Source organism: Stenotrophomonas sp. GL_111 (genome assembly GCF_057835245.1).
Genome location: NZ_CM174421.1, coordinates 1,420,739 through 1,439,487, shown reverse-complemented (window position 1 = coordinate 1,439,487; position 18,749 = coordinate 1,420,739). Strand labels below are relative to the sequence as shown.

Sequence of the window (18,749 nt, the reverse complement as noted above, 5' to 3'; positions counted from 1 at the left end):
TTTCGTCGGTGCGAACCGCTCGCTCAATCCAGGTGGATCTTCAGATCGATGGATCCCACACAATGCGAATCCAACGCGCGCCGTTGGTCGGTGTAGGTACCCTGCATCTTGACGTAGATGGTCCGGTTGCCACGAGTGAAGAGGTAGAAGGGCCCTTGGTCGATCAAGAGTAGGTCCTTGTCCGGTGGGGCTTCGTCGAAGAGGGCGATGCTGTAGCCGGCAGCTACAAGGCGGTCCTTCAGTTGCTGTGCGCGAAGTGGGCAGTGCTCGCCGATGTCCGCGTAGGAAACGTCGTCGAACAACGCCTGGGTCGGTTCTACCTCCACCTCCCTGGAGATCCAATAGTACAGCGACAGGAATTTCTCATAGTACTGAAGCGAGATGGATTGCCCGATCTTCTCGCTCCGCATGCCGTTGTGTGCGACGAATGCGCGCCCTTGGGGATAGGCTGGATTCGGATTCCAGGGCTCGGGGCGCGGGGGTGGAAGCATCACGGACCTGAACGTCAAGTCCAGCGCCCTGCAGAGCTGGGCGAGCCGAAGCGCTTCGATATCCTCGTCCGATGATCCCAGCGAGACCACTATCGATACCACCCGGTCGGACATATCGGCCAGTGGTTTTTCCGCGCGTGGGCCCCTGACGTTGTAGTCCAGTGCGCGGTACCGGTCACAGTTGCCCGGCTGTGACCATGTTTCGAACGTGTAGGCCGGCGCTGCAGCAACGTCGGCCACGGCGCCCCCAAGGATCATCCCTGCGTAGAGCATCCAGCCCATTGCCTTGCTGCGATAGGTTTCCATGTGCCCTGATCTCCCTGTTCCTGCTGGCGTTTCCCCGTGCTACGGGAGGCATCGTACGACCGGCCCCGCCTGCACTGCAATCGGCCGGCCGAATTACTGATCGGCCGACACGAACCCACCGGTCTGGCGTGCCCACAGGCGCGCATACAGACCACCGGCCGCGATCAGCTCAGCGTGGGTGCCGGTTTCCACGATGCGGCCTTCGTCCATCACCACCAGCCGGTCCATGCGCGCGATGGTGGACAGGCGGTGCGCGATGGCGATGACGGTCTTGCCGGCCATCAGTTCGTCGAGGTTGTCCTGGATCGCGGCTTCCACTTCCGAATCCAGCGCCGAGGTGGCCTCGTCCAGCACCAGGATCGGGGCATCCTTCAGCAGCACGCGGGCAATGGCGATGCGCTGGCGCTGGCCGCCGGACAGCTTCACGCCGCGTTCGCCGACGTGCGCGTCGTAGCCACGGCGCCCTTCCCCGTCGACCAGCGTTTCGATGAAGGCGGCCGCACGGGCCTTGGCCACCGCCGCGTGCAGTTGTTCCTCGCTGGCATCCGGGCGCCCGTACAGCAGGTTGTCGCGGATCGAGCGGTGCAGCAGCGAGGTGTCCTGGGTGACCACGCCGATCTGGCGGCGCAGGCTTTCCTGGGTGACCCCGGCGATGTCCTGGCCGTCGATGCGGATCTGCCCGCTTTCCAGGTCGTACAGCCGCAGCAGCACGTTGACCAGGGTCGACTTGCCCGCACCGGACGGGCCCACCAGGCCGATCTTCTCGCCGGGCTGCACGCGCAGGTCCAGACCGGCGATGACGCCACCGGCCTTGCCGTAATGGAAGTGGATGTCATCGAAATGCACGCCGCCGGTGCTGACCTGCAGCGGCACCGCGTCGGCGCGGTCCTGCACGGTCAGCGGCTGGGCGATGGTGGTGATGCCATCCTGCACCGTGCCGATGTCCTCGAAGATGCCGTTGATGGTCCACATGATCCAGCCGGACATGTTGTGGATGCGGATCACCAGGCCGGTGGCCAACGTGATCGCGCCAACGCTGATGTTGCCTTTGCTCCACAGCCACAATGCCAGGCCGCAGGTACCGGCGATCAGGAAGCCGTTGACGACGGCGATGGTGAGGTCCATGCCGGTGGTGATGCGGGTCTGGCGGCGGTGCTTGACCGCCAGTTCTTCGATGGCCTCGGCCACATAAGCCTGCTCACGGCCGGCATGGGCGAACAGCTTGAGCGTGGGGATGTTGGTGTAGCCATCCACGATGCGCCCCATCGCCTTGGAACGCGCGGCCGAGGCGATCCAGGCGCGCTCCTTCGCGCGTGGCACGAAGTAGATCATGATCACCACATAGGCCAGCAGCCACAGGATCAGCGGCACCATCAAGCGCCAGTCGGCCTGCGCGAACAGGTACAGCGCGGTGCCGGTATAGACCACGATGTACCAGAGCGAATCGACCATCTGCACCGCCGACTCGCGCAGCGAGGTGCCGGTCTGCATCACGCGGTTGGCCATGCTGCCGGCGAAATCGTTCTGGAAGAAGCTCAGGCTCTGGCGCACCACATAGTTGTGCATCAGCCAGCGCGAGCGGTTGCTCAGCCCCGGCACGATGGCCTGGTTGACCAGCAGGTTGTGCAAGCCCACCAGGATCGGGCGCGCGATCACGGTGATGAACAACATCCAGCCCAGGGTGTTGGCATGGCGCTGGAAGAAATCCGCGCCGGGCTGCTCGGCCACCATGTCCACGATGCGACCAAGGAAGTCGAACATCGCCACTTCCACCAGCGCCAGCAGCAACCCGGCGATCAGCGTGGACAGCAGCACCGGCCAGACCGGGCGCAGGTAGTGGATGTAGAACGGCACCACGTTGCGTGGCGGCATGCGTGCATCGACCGGCGGGAACACCGGGATCAGCGATTCGAACCAGCGGAACATTCCATTACCCCGAAGTGAAGCAGGCCGCGATTATCCCATCGCGGCCTGCATTCTGCCTTTACCTGCGGCTCACATCGGGGACGCGGTTCAGCCCTTGGGAGCAGCCTCGGCCACGATCGGTACCAACAGCAGGTCCTGGAAATCGAAACTGAAATCGGTCAGCGAGGAAATCGCCTGCATGCGCACCTCACGTACCTTGCCGTCCGGGTCCAGACTGAAGTTGACGAAGGCATCGGCATTGAGCGAACGGTCATCCCAGCGCACGATGAAGGTGTCGTGCTGCCAATGCTCCAGCGTGCCGCGCAGCTGTGCGGTCTGGCCGAAACGCAGGCGCAGCTTGCCGCCCTGCTGTTCAACAAACACATCGCCGTACCAGGCATCGCGGTAGCCGTTGACGTAGCCGCTCGCCGGCAGCGAGGGCTTGGAGCGGGCGTCGCGCGCGACCTGGTGCTTGGCCCAGCCTTCATCGGCCTTGTCCAGCGCCTTGGCCACGGCCGCGGCGTAAGCGCCGACCCAGTCGGTGGGCGGCGCCTGCAGGTAGGCGTCGAGCACGTCCATGGTGATGGCGTTGAAGGCGGCGCCGACTTCCTGGTTGGTCAGCACCACGATGCCCAGCTTCTGCTCGGGCACCAGGGTTACCCGCGAGACCATGCCCGGCCAGCCGCCGGTATGCCAGACCAGCTTCTGGCCGCGGTAGTCGCTCAGGCTCCAGCCTTCGCCATAGCCGGCGAAGTTGGGCCGTGCGGCGGCCAGCTGCGGCACGCTCGGCTCGGCCACCACCTGCGGCGTGATCATCTGCCACATGCCCTGCTGGCTCTTGGCGCTGAACAGCGCGTTGCCGTTTTCCAGCTTGCCCTGGGCCAGCTGCACGTTCATCCAGCGCGCCATGTCGTGCACGCTGGAATAGATGCCACCGGCACCGGCATTGTTGGACCAGGTCAGCGGGGCCACCGTGCGCAGCTGGCTGAAGTCGTACTTGGCGTGGCCGACGGCGGCGCTGTCGCCGGGCTTGAGCTGGTCGGCGTTGTAGCGGGTACCGGCCATGCCGACCGGGGTGAAGATGTGCTGCTGCAGGAAGTCGGCATAGGTCTGCCCGGAGACCTGCTCGATCACCTGCTGGGCCACCGCGTACAGGATGTTGTCGTAGGCGTAGCGGTCGCGGAAGCCGGCCTTCAGCGGCACCTTGGCCAGGCGCTGCACCACCTGCTGGTTGCTGTAGCCGGTGGTCGGCCAGAACAGCAGGTCGCCGGCGCCCAGGCTGAGCCCGCTGCGGTGCGAGAGCAGGTCGCGGATGCGCATCTCGCCGGTCACATAGGGATCGGACATGCGGAAACCGGGCAGATGGTCGATCACCCGGTCGTCCATCTTCAGCTTGCCCTGCTCGGCCAGCAGGTTCAGCGAGGTTGCGGTGAAGGCCTTGGTGTTGGAGGCGATCGCGAACAGCGTATCGGCCTGTACCGGGGCCGGCTTGCCCAGCTCGCGCACGCCGTAGCCACGCTCCAGCACCACCTGGCCGTCCTTGACCACGGCCACGGCGATGCCGGGCACGTCGAAGGTGCTGCGCACACGTTCTACCGTGGCGTCCAGCCGCTGCAGTTCCGCCGGCACCGCTGCCGACGCCAAAGGTGCGCATGCCAGCAGCACGACGCCTCCGATCCAGGATGTGTTCAAACAGTGTCTCCAGTTGCGTGTCGCGGGGGCGTTGAGAACCGCTGGGGCTGCCAACGCCGGGTTTCGCACGATGGTAACGCGGGCCCCCGCAGGCTCGCCTGTGCCAGAAGCAGGCCCACCCTGGAGACCCGCATGACCGCCCCAGCCGACCTCGGATCCACCATCATTCCGTGCCTGCGCTACCGCGATGCGCGGGCCGCCATAGACTGGCTGCAGCGCGCGTTCGGCTTCGAGCCACAAGCGGTGTACGCCGACGGCGACGTCGTGTACCACGCGCAGCTGGTTTACGGGCGCGGCATGATCATGCTCGGCTCGGTGGAGAACGGCAGCGCATGGGGCAAGCACAGCGTGCAGCCCGATGAGGTGGGCGGCCGCCAGACCCAGAGCGCCTGCGTGATCGTGGCCGATCCGGATGCACATTACGCACAGGCGATCGCCGCCGGGGCGCAGGTGGTGATCGACATCGCCGACCAGGACTACGGTGGCCGGGGCTATGCCTGCCGCGATCCGGAAGGCTACCTGTGGTGGTTTGGCAGCTACAACCCGTGGCAGGCGCACGCCGGCGGCGCATGAGCACAGCGCCCGGCAGCATCCGCACCGGCATCGGCGGCTGGGTGTTTCCGGCCTGGCGCGGCGGCGCGTTCTATCCGCCCGGGCTGGCCCAGCGCGAGGAACTGGCGCATGCCAGCCGCGCGCTGGGCTGCATCGAGATCAACAGCACCTTCTACCGTGCGCAGAAGCCGGCGGTGTATGCGCAATGGCGCGAGCAGACGCCGCCGGGTTTCCGTTTCTCGGCCAAGGCGCCGCGCACGATCACACAGACGCATGACCTGGCCACGGTGGGCACGCGTGCGCAGGCCTTCATCGAAGGCATCCTGGCGCTGGGTGACCGGCTGGGACCGCTGGTCTGGCAATTCGGCGAAGGACATCCGGCCGGTGCGCAGGAATTCGCACGCTTGCTGGAACAGTTGCCACGGCAGGCCGAAGGGCAGCGCCTGCAGCACGCGTTGGAGGTGCGCAACCCGGCGGCCTGGACGCCGGAGCTGGTCGCCGTGGCGCGTGCGCATGGCGCGGCGCTGGTGTTCAGCGGGTCAGCCGACCATCCCAGCTTTGCCGATCCCTGCGCGGATTTCGTCTACGCGCGGTTGATGCATGCGCGCGCCACGCTGCGTGCCGGCTATCCCGCCCGCGCCCTGGAGCAGTGGTGCCTGCGCGCGATGCGCTGGGCGCGCGGTGAAGACAACCCGGACCTGCCGCACGTCACGTCGGCGCCGACGGCGCTGGAAGGGCCACGCGACGTGTACGTGCTGTTCATTGGCGCGGCCAAGCAGCGCAATCCCGCCGCGGCGATGGCCTTGCGCGAACAGCTGCATCAGGTGGGCGCGCGGTAACGCCACGCGCGGGCATTTCATTGCTATTGGACGGGCGATGCTGCGGGCGGTTTCATTCGCCGGTCCAGACGCCACAACACCGCGCCCAACGCCACGAACACCAGCGCGACCACCAATACGTTGCGCGCCACGATCACCGGGCCGAGCGCGGTCAGGTCCAGGAACGGATACGGATACTGCCCGCTCCAGCGCCCGACCAGCAGCGCCCAGCCCAGGTAGGCCACCGGGAACAGCAATGCATACCCCAGCTGCCGCCACTGCAGGTAGCCGTGCGGGCCGGCCCACCAGCCCAGCAGGTACAGCACCGGAACGGCATAGTGCAGACCGGTATCGGCCCACCATTGCAGGCCCTGCGGCTGCCACAGAGTTCGCAGCACCAGCACGTAGATCAGGCCGGTGATGCCGATGTACAGCGCCACCGCCGCACTCGGTGCGGGTGCGGCCATACCGTCGCGGCGCCCGCGCAGGCGCGCCAGGCACACCGCGGCGACACCGATGTTGCTGAGGATGGTGAAGTAGCCCAGCAGGCGCAGCAGCGCCTGGCCGGTGCCGAGGGTATTGCCCACCGATTCGAGCAGCAGTGCGTACTGCAGTGCCACGGCAGCCACGGCCGTGAGCGCGGTGAGCCCGGCCCAGGCACGGGCGCGTGGGGACGGATCGGGAACGGTGGCGCCGGTGACGCGGGAGGCAGTATCCATCGGTGCAGGATGCCATGGAGAACGGACGTCGACAGGCGTGCATCGCGATGACGCCCGGCTTGCCGCACAATATGCCGATGCCGATGACCGATACCCGCAAAGCGCTGCTGCAAATCCACTTCTGTGTGCTGTTGTGGGGGGTCACGGCCATCCTCGGCAAGCTGATCACCCTGCCCGCGTTGCCGCTGGTGTGGTGGCGGATGCTGCTGGTGGTGGCGATGCTCGCCCTGGTGCCACGGGTGTGGCGCGGGCTGCGCCAGTTGTCGCCGGCCGTGTTCGCCGGCTACTGCGGGGTGGGCGCGCTGGTTGCGCTGCACTGGCTCACGTTCTATGGCGCGGTGAAGCTGGCCAATGCTTCGGTGGCCGCCACCTGCATCGCGCTGGCGCCGGTGTTCACGGCGGTGATCGAGCCGTGGGTGGCCAAGCGCCCGTTCCAGCTGCGCGAGCTGGCCTTCGGCCTGGCCGTGTTGCCGGGGGTGGGCCTGGTGGTCGGTGGCGTACCCGACGGAATGCGCCTGGGGGTGTTGGTGGGGGCGCTGTCGGCGCTGCTGGTGGCGGTATTCGGTTCGCTCAACAAACGCCTGGTCAGCCATGCCGATCCGCTCACCGTGACCGCGCTGGAACTTGGCGCCGGTACCGTCACCCTCACCCTGCTGGCACCGGTACTGCCGTTCCTGCTGCCCGCCCTGGCCAGCCCGTTGTGGGTGGTGCCGAACCTGCATGACGGGTTGCTGCTGCTGGCTCTGGCCGGGCTGTGCACCTTGTTGCCGTTCGCGCTCGCGCTGGTGGCACTGCGCCACCTCAGCGCCTACACCGTGCAGCTGGTGACCAACCTGGAACCGGTCTACGCGATCCTGCTGGCGATGGTGCTGCTGTCCGAACAACGCGAACTGACCCCGACCTTCTACGCCGGCGTGGCGATCATCGTCGGCGCGGTGTTCTTGCATCCGCTGCTCAATCGACGCAAGCCGGTGCAGCACCCGGAAATCCTCGGTACCGCCGAAGCGCGCAACATCGCCGACTGACTCAGCGCGCCGGCCAGTACCAGGCCGGTGCATCCAGCAGGCCCTGGCCGAGCACACGGGTCTGGCTCATGTCCTTGTGCAGACGGATCGCATTGCAGTCCGGTGCTTCCTGCAACGCCGCGATCAGCCGGCTCGCATGTGAGACCACCCACACTTGGCTGCGCCCGCTGGCCGCGATGACCAGCCGCGCCAGCGCCGGCAGCAGGTCCGGATGCAGGCTGGTTTCCGGTTCGTTGAGGACCAGCAGCGGCGCGGGCCGCGGGGTGTGCAAGGCCGCGATCAGCAGCAGATAGCGCAGGGTGCCGTCGGACAGCTCGGTGGCCGCCAGCGGACGCAGCAGGCCCGGCTGCTGGAACTTCAACGACAGCCGTCCCTCATGCAGATCGATCAGCACCTGTGCGCCGGGAAATGCGTCGTCCAAAGCGAGCGCCAGCGCCGGTGCATCGCCGATCTCCAGGATGGTCTGCCAGGCCGCAGCCAGGTCGTGGCCGTCGTGGCTGAGCACGGGGGTGCGGATGGCCAGCGTGGGCTGGCGTGCCGGCGCGCTGCTGTCGGTACGGAAGTGGTCGTGGAAGCGCCAGCGCCGGATGTACTCGCGCAGCTGCAGCACCTCGGGCATGCGTACCGGATCGGCCACCTGGGTGAACAGGCTGTCGAACACCGACAGGTGTTCATCCAGCACCTCCCAGCCCTGCGCACCGCGCCGGCGCACGCTCGCGCCACGGCGTTCGACCAGCGCGTTGGCGCTGCGCAGGAACGGCCCGGCCCACACACTCTCGGCCTTGATCTGCGACTCCAGGTCGAACACCGAATCGCTGGGGACCGGCAGCCCCAGATCGATGGCATAACCGAATGCGTCGGTGGCAAACCCCAGACGCAGCGCGACCGGTTTGCCGCGTGCGGTGCCCTGCACCGCCACCTCGCCACTGCGCATGCGCCGGTCGATCTGGTCCGGCCCGGCCCAGAGCGCCGAGCTCAACCCGCCCTCGCGTGCCAGCGCGGCGGCGACACCGCCCTGGGCGGTTTCGGCCAACAGCCGCAAGGCGCGGTAGAGGCTGGATTTGCCGCTGCCGTTGTCACCGGTGACCAGGTTCAACCGGCCCATCGGGACCACCAGTTCGTGCAGGGAGCGGTAGTTGGCGACGGCCAGGGTCTGCAGCATGCGGGGTCTCGCTCGGACTGGGGCCTTGCAGTGTGGCAAGCGCGGATCGCAGCCGCTGCGACCGGCTCAGTCGGCGCGCACCACGCGGTTGCGGCCTTCGCGTTTGGCCTGGTACAGCGCGCCATCGGCGCGGGCCAGGGTCTGCTCCACCGGGTCGCCATGGTGATGCGCGGCAACCCCGATGCTGATCGTCAGCGGGATGCCCAGTGGCAGGTCGGCCACCGCCATGCGCAGGAAATCGCATTGCAGTTCGGCGGTGGCCAGTGGGGTATCGGGCATCAGCACCACGAACTCCTCACCGCCATAGCGCGCGGCCAGGCCATGCCCGCCGAAGTGCGCACGCAGCAGCCGGGCCAGCTCGGCCAGCACGTGGTCGCCGCTGGCATGCCCGTACAGATCGTTGACGGTCTTGAAATGATCCAGGTCCAGCAGCGCCACCGCGGTCTGCCGTGGCTGGCCATCGGCGTCGAATACCGCCGCTTCCAGCGCCGCGCTCATCGCCCGGCGGTTGGGCAGGCCGGTCAGCGGGTCGGTGCGGCTTTGTTCGGTGAGATCGGCGTTCTGCTGTTCCAGCAGTTCGTTGTATTCGGACAGGCGTTGCTCGTACCAGGCCCGGTCGCTCATGTGCTGCTGGATGTCATGCGCATAGCGGCGCAGCTCCATCACCAGCGACACCTGCCGCGACAACGCGGCCAAGGCTTCGGACTGGTCGGCATTGAGCTGGCCGGGGTTGGCATCGAACACGCACAACGTACCGATCGGCAAGCCTTCGAAACTGATCAGCGGTGCGCCGGCGTAGAAGCGGATGTGCGGTTCATCGACCACCACCGGGTTGTCATGGAAGCGGGGGTCGATGCGTGCATCTTCGACCACCATCACCTGGCCGGGCTGCAGGATGGCGTGGCCGCAGAAGGAAATCTCGCGGCTGGTTTCGGAAACGCCCAGCGCCTGGCGGGCCTTGAACCACTGGCGGTCGCGATCGACCAGGGTCACCGCGCCCATCCGCGTACCGCACAGCGCGGTGGCAATGGTGACCAGATCCTCGAACGCGCGCTCCTGCGGCGTATCCAGGATCTGGTAGCGCTGCAGCGCCAGCAGGCGCTGTTCTTCGTTGTCCGGCTTGGACGGTTTGATCATCGGGATGGGCAGGAAGAGGTGCCTGCGCAGTCTAGCCCGGCCACCGGATCACGGCGTGAGGCGCGCCGTCACCATTCCTGCTGCTGCGGCAGCAGGCCCTTGAGCTCGGCGTCGGTGAGGTTGCGCCACTGGCCGGGCTTGAGCGCACCGATCTTGATGTTGTCGATGCGCACGCGGCGCAGCTGGGTAACGCGGTAGTCGAACGCGGCCGCCATCAGGCGGATCTGCCGGTTCAGACCCTGGGTGAGGATCACCCGGAAGCCGAATTTGGCCAGCCGGCTGGTGCGGCACGGCAGCGTGGTTTCATTGCGGATGCGCACGCCACGGGCCATGCCACGCAGGAACTCGTCGGTGACCGCCTTGTTGACCGCCACCATGTATTCCTTCTGGTGACCGTTCTCGGCGCGCAGGATCTGGTTGACGATGTTGCCGTTGCTGGTCAGCAGGATCAGGCCTTCCGAATCCTTGTCCAGGCGGCCGATCGGGAAGATCCGCTGCTCGTGGCCAACGAAGTCGACGATGTTGCCCTTGACCGTGCTTTCGGTGGTGCAGGTGATGCCCACCGGCTTGTTCAGCGCGATGTAGACGTGCTTGCGGCCGCCGGCCTTCTTCGCTTCGCGGACGCGCAGCGGCTGGCCGTCGACCAGCACCACGTCGCCCTCGCCGACCACCGCACCGGTGCCGGCCGGATGGCCATTGACGGTGACGCGGCGTTCGCCGATCAGGCGGTCGGCTTCGCGCCGGGAACAGAAGCCGGTTTCGGCGATGTGCTTGTTGAGTCGGGTTGTCATCCGCCCATTATCCGGCAAACACGCCCGCCGCAGGGGGCCGGCGTGGTTCAGACCGCCAGCGGGTCGTTGGCCGGGGTGGGCTGTTCAGCGTCGTAGACCTGGTTGCGGCCGGCCCGCTTGGCGCAGTACATGGCGTGGTCGGCGCGGCGCAGCAGCCCGGGCAGGTCGTCCTGACCGGCGCGCAGTACCGCCAGGCCGATGCTGGCCGACACGCTCAGCCCGGTGATGGCCAGCTGCGGAGTGACCGCCACCACCTGTTCGCGCATGTTCTCCAGCCGCGCCGCAGCGATGCCGTGGGCGGTGCCAGGCAGCAGCACCAGGAACTCCTCGCCCCCCATCCGGATCACGTCATCATGGTTGCGTACCGCACCGCGCAGCGCGCGTGCCACCGCCACCAGCACCTGGTCGCCCACCTCATGGCCGAACTGGTCGTTGATGTCCTTGAACAGGTCGATGTCCAGGAAACCGATCGCCAACGGCTGCTGCTCCTGCCGTGCGCGGTCCAGGTACTGGGCCAGCAGGCGCAGGCCGGCGCGGCGGTTGGGCAGGCCGGTCAGCGCATCGGTGTCGGCCAGCTGGCGCATCTCGTCCCGCTGCTGGCGCAGCCGGCCCAGGCGCAGGTTCAACGCGTAGGCCGACATCATCAGGAACCAGGTGGCCGACAACTGCAGGGTTTCGATCCGGTAGGCGATCAACCACTGCGCGCGCAACGCATCGGCAATGATCATCAGCCACCACGGCGCCAACGCACTCAGCCCCGCCAGCGCGTACAGGTCGCGGCGCAGCACCGCCCATACGCCGACCGCCAGGCACAGCGTGCAGCCCAGCAGGTACAGGTTCTCCAGTGCGGCGGCCGACCAGGCCAATGCGGCCAGGCCCATCCAGGGCACGCACAGGCCCAGCCCGATCAGGCCCCACAGCACCACCTGCTGGGCCCCGCGCGACTGCGGCCAGAGCCGGTCGCCGCCGTTGAGCCGCCACAGGATCGGCAACAGCAGCGCCTCGGTGAACGCGGTCAGGGCCACCAGCCACCACGAGGCGCGGTCGTGCACCGGCAGCCACGGCTCGGGATAGCCGCTGAGCCCGCCGAGCACCGCCTGCCACAGCACGAAAATCAGGCACACCGCGACATAGATCAGGAACGAGCGGTCCTTGGCGGTGACATAGCCCATCAGCGCGGACAGGGCCAGCGCGATCGCCACGGCGATGCAGGCTGCGCGCACCAGCAGCCGCGCGGTGTCGTTCTGCTGCACGGGGCTGGGGGCACCCAGCCGCACGGTGGGAATCCAATGCGGTTTCAGCGGGGTCGCCCAGGACACCACGATCGGCTCGTGCTCGCCGGCCTTGGGCACCACCACCATGCCGACCCCCGCGCGGAAGCGCGAATCGCGGGTGCGTGCGTCATGCATGCTGCCGCAGATCTGGCGCTCGCCGTGGCTGATCCGGACTTCGCCGGACAACACGCCGAACACGTCCACGGCCTGCGGCGCGCCGGACCAGCCCTCGGCCGGCGCGGGCACCGCCAGCACTTCCTGATGGCGGGCCAGCACATCCGGTGCACAGGCGCGCTGCGGGGTCTGTTCGGCGGTGGCCGCGCCCAGCAGCAGCACATCGCGCCCCACCTGCGGGGCGGCCACGGCCTGGCCGGGCAGCAGCGACAGCAACAGCCATATCAGCAGCGATCCCGCCGCGATGTTCCCACCGAACCTGCCGTGCCTGTCCCTCACACCACCGCCCTGCCCGTTGCGTTTTGCCGCCACGCCCGCCGCGTGTCGCCCCTGGCGCGGATTATCGCAAGAACCGGCGCCCGACACGGGGAACAGCATTCATCTGCATCTGGCGGCATGGCGGCTCCCGGGCAGTGGCCCCGAAGCGATCATGGCAGGCCCCGGCGGCCGTCCGATGACACCCCCGTGCGCGCCGGCCACAGCGCCGGCTGGGTCATCCGCTCCAGCGCCATCGGCCGTTCGATGGCATAGCCCTGCAGCCCATCCACCCCCAGCAGCTGCAGCTGGCCGGCCACATCCCGCGATTCCACCCATTCGGCGATCACGGTCATGTGCAGCTCGCGGCCGATCTCGGTGATCGCCCGCACCGCCGCGCGGCTGACCGGGTCGATGTCCATGTCGCGCACGAACACCCCATCGATCTTGAGCATGTCCGCCGGCAGCTGGCGCAGGTAGCCGAACGAGGACAGCCCCGAGCCGAAGTCGTCCAGCGCCACCAGGCAGCCACGCGCCTTGACCCCTTCGATGAAGCTGCGGGCCTGGGCCAGGCTGCTGATCGCGGCGGTTTCGGTGATCTCGAAGCACAGCTTGCGCGCCAGCCCGCGGTTGCGTTCGAGCAGGTCGCAGACGAAGGCCAGGAAACTGGGTTCGGCGATCGACTGCGCCGACACGTTGACGTTGCACAAGCCCAGCCGTTGCACATGCGCCGGGCACACCTGCAGGTGGCGGAACAGCAGCGACAGCACGTGGCGGTCCAGCGCCATGCCCATGCCGTAGCGCTCCACCGCCGGCATGAATTCACCCGGCGCCTGCAGCACCCCGTCGGGGTTGCGCATGCGCACCAGCACTTCGTAATGCAGGAACTCCGGATCGCCTACCCGCTCGATGCGCTGGGCATACAGCAGCATGCGGTTCTCGGCGATCGCACTGGACACCCGCGCCAGCCGCTCGGCCTCACGCCGACGCTCGTCCAGCGCCATGCGGCTCTCGTTGAAGCAGTGCACGCGGTTGCGTCCGGCTTCCTTGGCCGCATAGCAGGCACTGTCGGCCGCGCTCATCAGCCAGTTGACGTCCTCGGCCTCGGCGGTGACTTCGACCACGCCGATGCTGCAACTGATCCGCGGGCTGCCGTCGGCATGCTGGAAGCTGGCCTGGCTCAGCGTGCGCAGCAGCCGCTGCAATACCTGCTTGGCTTCATCCTGCGCCACGTTGGCCAGGAACAACGCGAACTCGTCCCCGCCCAGGCGGCCCACCCAGTCGCCCTCGCGCACCGCCCCGACCAGATAGTCGGCGAAGCTGCGCAGCAGCTGGTCGCCGGCCGCGTGGCCGAGCCCGTCGTTGACCAGCTTGAAGTAGTCCAGGTCGATGTAGCACAGGCTGTGCACGCCGCCATCGCTGCGTACGTCGAGCAGGGCCAGATCCAGCAGCCGTTCGATCTCGCGCCGGTTGACCAGCCCGGTCAACGGGTCGTGGCTGGCATGGTGTTCCACCTCGCGGGCCAGTGCATGGTTCTGGGTGACGTCTTCGATGATCGCAAACACGGTCAGGTCGCGGCCTGGCATACGCACGATGGTGCCGCTCCAGCGCCCCCACAGCAGGCCGCCCTCGGCACGCCGGAAACGCAGCTCGCCCGGGCGCAGCTGCTGCGGCCAGTCGATGCTGCCCTTGCCATCCACCACCAGCTCACCTTCGACCAGCAGATCCGGCAGCGCCATGCCGAGCAGGGCCTCGCGGCGGTAGTCGAGGATGTCGGCGATGGCCTGGTTGGCTTCGATGATCCCGCCGCGGGCATCCAGCTTGAGCATGCCGACCGTGGCCTGGTAGAACGCGGCACGGAACCGGCTTTCCTTTTCGACCAGGTCGCGGCGCACCCGCCGCGCCAGCAGGACCCCCATCAAGGTGATCAGCAGCACCGACAGCCCGCCGACCAGCAGCGTGGTCATGCGCACGATCGCCGCGGTGCGCTGCAGCGACATCGAGAACGCCTTGGCGCGCCCCTGCAGGTCGCGATCCAGCCCCTGCACCTGATCCAGCAGCATCGCCTGGGTCACCGGTTCCACGTCGGCGCGCGCGTGCAGTGCCTGCGCCGAGCCGACCAGGCCGGCGAGCTGCAGCAGCGGTCCGTCGGTCTCGCGCCACAGCCGCACCGCGTCGCGGAAATAGCCGACGTGGCCGAGATAGCGGAACGAGATGATCAGCCGGTTGATATCCCCCGGCGCATTGCCACCGGCAAGAAAGCCATGGCGGGCACGGTCAAGGTCGGCCTTGGGCTTCTCCAGCGCGCGGCGTGCGTCCAGGTCGCCCAGCGGCACCGCCAGCGCCTGGCGCGCTTCGGCCAGATCCCGCGGACGACCGTGGTTGAGATAGCGGCTGAGTGCGAAGCTGGCCTGCTGTTGGCTGCGTGACCAGTGGCTCTGGCCGACGATCCAGGCCGTGGAGGCCGCCTGCAGCTCCTGGATCAGCGCGGAGATGCCCACCAGTCCGATTGCCATCCCGGTCAACAAGGCAAAACGCAGGGTCAAGCCCCGCGTCAGATACGGTACGGTTTTGTCGCCAACGTCCCTGCCACTTTCCAGCATCGCGGATCCCCCCGGCGCCAAGGTGTGGGTTTGTGTCCGTTCTTGCTCGATCCAATGCTCAGGCTAGGGCCAGCGATGTTGAGACGGCGCGAAACCCCATGGAGGGGTATCGGCAGCCCAGCCGATCCCTGAAACGACAACGCCAGCCCGGAGGCTGGCGTTGTCGAGAAGACGGCGGTGCTTAGGCGCCGCGCGGGCCACGCGGCTTGAAGCCGTCCCGGCGCGGCGGACGGTCGTTGCCGCCCGGACCACCGCGGCTGCCACCCGGGCCGCCCGGACCACGCGGCTTGCCCTGGCCGAACTTCGGCTTGAACGGCGGACGCGCCGACGGGGTCAGGTCTTCACCCGGCTCGACCTTGCGCATCTGGAGCTGCTGGCCCGACACCCAGACCTTCTTCAGGTGGGTGAGCAGGTCGCTCGGCATTTCCGCCGGCAGGTCCAGCACGGAGAAGTCGTCGTGGATGTCGATGCGGCCGATGAAGCGGCTTTCCAGCCCGGCTTCATTGGCGATCGCGCCGACGATGTTGCCCGGCTTCACGCCGTGCACATGGCCCACTTCGATGCGGAAGGTCTCCATGCCCGGCTCGGCGGCACCGCGCGGGGCGATGTCACGGCGCGGGGCGCGTTCGAAGCCGCCGTCGTTGTTGCCGAAGTCGCCTTCCGGGCGCGGCGGACGCGGGCCACGGTCGTCTTCGCGACGCGGGCCACGCTCGAAGCGCGGCTCGAAACGGGCCGGACGCTCGCCACGCTCACCACGATCGTTGCGGTCATTGCGCTGATGCGGGGCACGCTCTTCACGGGCGCCACGCACCGGCGGGGTCAGCAGGAACGGCGAATCGCCCTGCAGCAGCTTGGCCAGCGCGGCCGCGATGTCGATCGCCGGCACGTTCTTCTCGTTTTCCAGGCGCTGCAGCAGATCGCGGTAGAAGTCGTTGCCGCCGGCATCGAGCGCGTCGCTGATGCGGCTCATGAACTTGGTGATGCGGGTGTCGTTGACCGCGTCCACGCTCGGCAGCTGCATTTCTTCAATCGGCTGGCGGGTGGCGCGCTCGATCGCACGCAGCATGCCCTTCTCGCGCGGGGTGGCGAACAGGATCGCGTCACCGGTGCGGCCGGCACGGCCGGTACGGCCGATGCGGTGCACGTAGCTTTCGGTGTCGTAGGGGATGTCGTAGTTCAGCACGTGGCTGATGCGTTCCACGTCCAGGCCACGGGCCGCCACGTCGGTGGCCACCAGGATGTCCAGCTTGCCTTCCTTGAGCATGCCGATGGTGCGCTCGCGCTGGGCCTGCTGCATGTCGCCGTTGATGGCGGCCGCGGCCAGGCCACGCGCCTGCAGCTTCTCGGCGAGCTCTTCGGTGGCCGCCTTGGTGCGTGCGAACACGATCATCGCGTCGAACGGTTCCACTTCCAGGATCCGGGTCAGCGCGTCGAGCTTGTGCATGCCACTCACCCACCAGTAACGCTGGCGGATGTTCGCCGACGTCGTGGTCTTGCTGACGATGGTGACTTCGGCCGGGTTCTTCAGGTAGGTCTGCGCGATGCGACGGATCTGCGACGGCATGGTGGCCGAGAACAGCGCCACCTGACGGGTTTCCGGCAGCTTCTTGAGCACGGCTTCGACGTCGTCGATGAAGCCCATGCGCAGCATTTCATCGGCTTCGTCCAGCACCAGCGTCTTCAGCTCGGACAGGTCCAGGGTGCCGCGGTTGAGGTGATCGATCACCCGGCCCGGGGTACCCACCACCACGTGCACGCCGCGGCGCAGGGCCGTCAACTGCTGGCCGTAGGGCTGGCCGCCGTAGACCGGCAGCACGCGGAAACCGGGGATGCCGGAGGAATAGGTCTGGAACGCCTCGGCGACCTGGATGGCCAGTTCGCGGGTCGGTGCCAGCACCAGCACCTGCGGCTTGGCCTGGTTGAAATCGAGGTTGGACAGCACCGGCAGCGCAAAGGCGGCGGTCTTGCCGGTACCGGTCTGGGCCTGGCCCAGCACGTCACGGCCTTCCAGCATGGCCGGAATGGTGGCAGCCTGGATCGGCGACGGCGTTTCATAGCCAACAGCGGCGACGGCCTGCATCACAGCGTCGGACAGGCCGAGATCTGCGAACAGCAGCGGCGCGGGGGTTTCTTGGGACATTGGGTAACTCCGGGGGCACCGCCGCGAATGCAGGCGTGCTAAAAATGGTGTCTATTGTGCGCCTTGCGCGGCGTCCTGTCGCGCCTGACGCGCACTTTCCGTTCAGGAACAGGCTAGCCCTGACCGGATGAGGACCATGTGCACTCTTCCATCAGCGTTCCGGCAGGCTATCAGCCGCGCGCAGTATCCACGACAATGGCGCTCATTTCCAGCCGATACCACCATGCAGACCCTCGAATTCGAACTTGACCGCGACTATGTCGAACTGAAGCAGCTGCTCAAGCTGGCCGACCTGGTCACCAGTGGCGGCGAAGCCAAGACCGTGATCGGCGATGGCCAGGTGCTGGTCGATGGCGAGGTCGAACTGCGCAAGGCGTGCAAGATCCGCGCCGGCCAGCAGGTCCAGTTCGGTGACACCGTCATCAACATCCTGGCCGACAGCGACGCCCCCTGAGGGTCAGCCCGGCGCCTGACGCTGGGTCAGGTGCGCGGCGATCAGCTGGCGGAACGGGGCCACCCCGTGTGCCAGCCGCAGCCCGGCCCGGCGCAGCACGCGCGCCGGCAGGCGGTCATCGGTGTACAGCGCGGCGATCGCATTGGTCGCCTCGTACAGCGGCCGCGAGGCCAGCCGGTGGCCGCGCTCGTAGGCGGCGAGCCCGGCCGGTGACGCAATGTCACCGCCCTGTGCGGCCGCCTTGCGCAGCACCCCGGCCAGGCGATGCTGGCTCTGCAGGCCCAGGTTGAAGCCATGCGCGGTGACCGGGTGCATGCCCACCGCGGCATCACCGATCAGCGCACTACGCGCGCCGACGAAAGCATTGGCATACACCCCCACCAGCGGATAGGCCACGGCCTTGGCCACCGGCCGCATCGCGCCCAGGCGGTGCTCGAAGAAGCTGCTGATGCTGCGCCCGAAGGCCGCCTCGTCCTGGCCGAGCAGCGCTTCGATCTCGCGTGGCGGCAGGGTGATCACGGCCGAGGCCTGGTCGCCATTGAGCGGCAGCAGGGCCATGGTGCGGCCGTAGCCGAACCACTCCCAGGCGGTGTGCTGGTGCGGCACCTCGATCTGCATCCGGCAGACCAGCATCGACTTGCCGAAGTCGCGCAGGCGCGCGCCGATCCCGAGCATGCGCCGGGTCGCGGAGAAGCGGCTGTCGGCGGCCACCACCAGGCGTGCCTGCAACTGGCGTCCGTCGGCCAGGCTCACCACGCTGTGCGTGGGCCCGGACAACACGCCGCTGACCCGCGCCGCAGCGATCACCTGCAGGCCGGGTTGGCCCTGCACGCTCTGCCATGCGGCGCGGCGGATCAGATGGTTGGGCACCAGCCAGCCCAGGTCGCCGCCATCGCGCTGGGTCGCCGCGAAGGTGAGTGCGAACGGCGACGCGCCGTCCATGACCTTGGCATCGCGCAGCGGGGATATCTCGGCTGGATCCAACCGGTCCCAGATGCCCAGCGCTTCCAGAATCTGCCGCGAGGCGTGGGTCAGCGCGATCTCGCGGCCGTCGAAGGCAGGTTCGGCCAGCGCATCGCGCGGCTGCTGCTCGACCAGCGTCACGCTCAGGCCGGTGTCGGCCAGCGCACGCGCGAAGCACAGCCCGGCCGGGCCGGCCCCTACCACCACTACGTCCACTGACGGTGCGTTCGAATCCGGCATGGTTCCCTCCTGCGGTTGCCTGTGCCGGTCGAGCATACCGCCGCCGTG

15 protein-coding genes are annotated in these 18,749 nt (G+C 67.9%); 4 read left to right on the top strand and 11 right to left on the bottom strand.

What is annotated here, in order from left to right:
• Positions 1-23: 23 nt before the first annotated feature.
• The 3 genes from AC3IPM_RS06515 to AC3IPM_RS06505 form a co-directional block, all read right to left on the bottom strand.
• Positions 24-797, bottom strand: coding sequence for a hypothetical protein (locus AC3IPM_RS06515; protein WP_489303150.1), 774 nt, complete (start codon positions 795-797; stop codon positions 24-26).
• 93 nt (positions 798-890) lie between these two features.
• Positions 891-2,723, bottom strand: coding sequence for a multidrug efflux ABC transporter SmrA (gene smrA / locus AC3IPM_RS06510; protein WP_489303149.1), 1,833 nt, complete (start codon positions 2,721-2,723; stop codon positions 891-893).
• Between the two features lie 87 nt (positions 2,724-2,810).
• Entirely contained in the window at positions 2,811-4,394 is a 1,584-nt protein-coding gene (locus AC3IPM_RS06505) for a serine hydrolase (protein WP_489303148.1), read from the bottom strand.
• A gap of 132 nt (positions 4,395-4,526) precedes the next feature.
• Here AC3IPM_RS06505 and AC3IPM_RS06500 point away from each other — a divergent pair, with 132 nt between their 5' ends.
• Positions 4,527-4,967 (top strand): VOC family protein, encoded by a 441-nt coding sequence (locus tag AC3IPM_RS06500; protein WP_489303147.1) that lies wholly within the window; start codon positions 4,527-4,529, stop codon positions 4,965-4,967.
• Positions 4,964-5,785 (top strand): DUF72 domain-containing protein, encoded by an 822-nt coding sequence (locus AC3IPM_RS06495; protein ID WP_489303146.1) that lies wholly within the window; start codon positions 4,964-4,966, stop codon positions 5,783-5,785. The genes AC3IPM_RS06500 and AC3IPM_RS06495 overlap by 4 nt, the downstream gene beginning before the upstream one ends.
• A gap of 23 nt (positions 5,786-5,808) precedes the next feature.
• On the opposite strand, the gene AC3IPM_RS06490 is transcribed toward AC3IPM_RS06495, so the two are convergent.
• Positions 5,809-6,483, bottom strand: coding sequence for a Pr6Pr family membrane protein (locus AC3IPM_RS06490; RefSeq protein WP_489303145.1), 675 nt, complete (start codon positions 6,481-6,483; stop codon positions 5,809-5,811).
• Positions 6,484-6,560: 77 nt separating this feature from the next.
• On the opposite strand from AC3IPM_RS06490, the gene AC3IPM_RS06485 reads away from it, so the two are divergent.
• Positions 6,561-7,508: a DMT family transporter gene (locus AC3IPM_RS06485; protein WP_489303144.1), complete on the top strand. Its 948-nt coding sequence runs from the start codon at positions 6,561-6,563 to the stop codon at positions 7,506-7,508.
• A gap of 1 nt (position 7,509) precedes the next feature.
• Here AC3IPM_RS06485 and AC3IPM_RS06480 read toward each other — a convergent pair whose 3' ends face one another.
• From AC3IPM_RS06480 to AC3IPM_RS06455, 6 genes are all read right to left on the bottom strand, one after another.
• Positions 7,510-8,670, bottom strand: a complete 1,161-nt coding sequence (locus AC3IPM_RS06480; protein WP_489303143.1) for an AAA family ATPase — start codon at positions 8,668-8,670, stop codon at positions 7,510-7,512.
• Positions 8,671-8,736: 66 nt separating this feature from the next.
• Positions 8,737-9,807, bottom strand: coding sequence for a GGDEF domain-containing protein (locus AC3IPM_RS06475; RefSeq protein WP_489303142.1), 1,071 nt, complete (start codon positions 9,805-9,807; stop codon positions 8,737-8,739).
• Between the two features lie 68 nt (positions 9,808-9,875).
• On the bottom strand, positions 9,876-10,598 hold the full coding sequence (locus AC3IPM_RS06470) for a pseudouridine synthase (RefSeq protein ID WP_489303141.1): 723 nt from the start codon (positions 10,596-10,598) through the stop codon (positions 9,876-9,878).
• A 47-nt stretch (positions 10,599-10,645) separates the two neighbouring features.
• Positions 10,646-12,325, bottom strand: a complete 1,680-nt coding sequence (locus AC3IPM_RS06465; RefSeq protein ID WP_489303140.1) for a sensor domain-containing diguanylate cyclase — start codon at positions 12,323-12,325, stop codon at positions 10,646-10,648.
• A gap of 149 nt (positions 12,326-12,474) precedes the next feature.
• Positions 12,475-14,904 carry a putative bifunctional diguanylate cyclase/phosphodiesterase gene (locus AC3IPM_RS06460; protein WP_489303139.1) on the bottom strand — a complete coding sequence of 810 codons (2,430 nt, stop codon included), beginning with the start codon at positions 14,902-14,904 and terminating at the stop codon, positions 12,475-12,477.
• A gap of 181 nt (positions 14,905-15,085) precedes the next feature.
• Complete coding sequence (locus AC3IPM_RS06455; RefSeq protein ID WP_489303138.1) at positions 15,086-17,044, bottom strand: DEAD/DEAH box helicase; 1,959 nt, start codon at positions 17,042-17,044, stop codon at positions 15,086-15,088.
• A 223-nt stretch (positions 17,045-17,267) separates the two neighbouring features.
• Between AC3IPM_RS06455 and AC3IPM_RS06450 the strand changes: the two genes are divergently transcribed.
• Entirely contained in the window at positions 17,268-17,498 is a 231-nt protein-coding gene (locus tag AC3IPM_RS06450) for an RNA-binding S4 domain-containing protein (RefSeq protein WP_489303137.1), read from the top strand.
• Between the two features lie 3 nt (positions 17,499-17,501).
• Here AC3IPM_RS06450 and ubiM read toward each other — a convergent pair whose 3' ends face one another.
• Positions 17,502-18,701: a 5-demethoxyubiquinol-8 5-hydroxylase UbiM gene (gene ubiM, locus AC3IPM_RS06445; RefSeq protein WP_489303136.1), complete on the bottom strand. Its 1,200-nt coding sequence runs from the start codon at positions 18,699-18,701 to the stop codon at positions 17,502-17,504.
• Positions 18,702-18,749 lie beyond the last annotated feature (48 nt).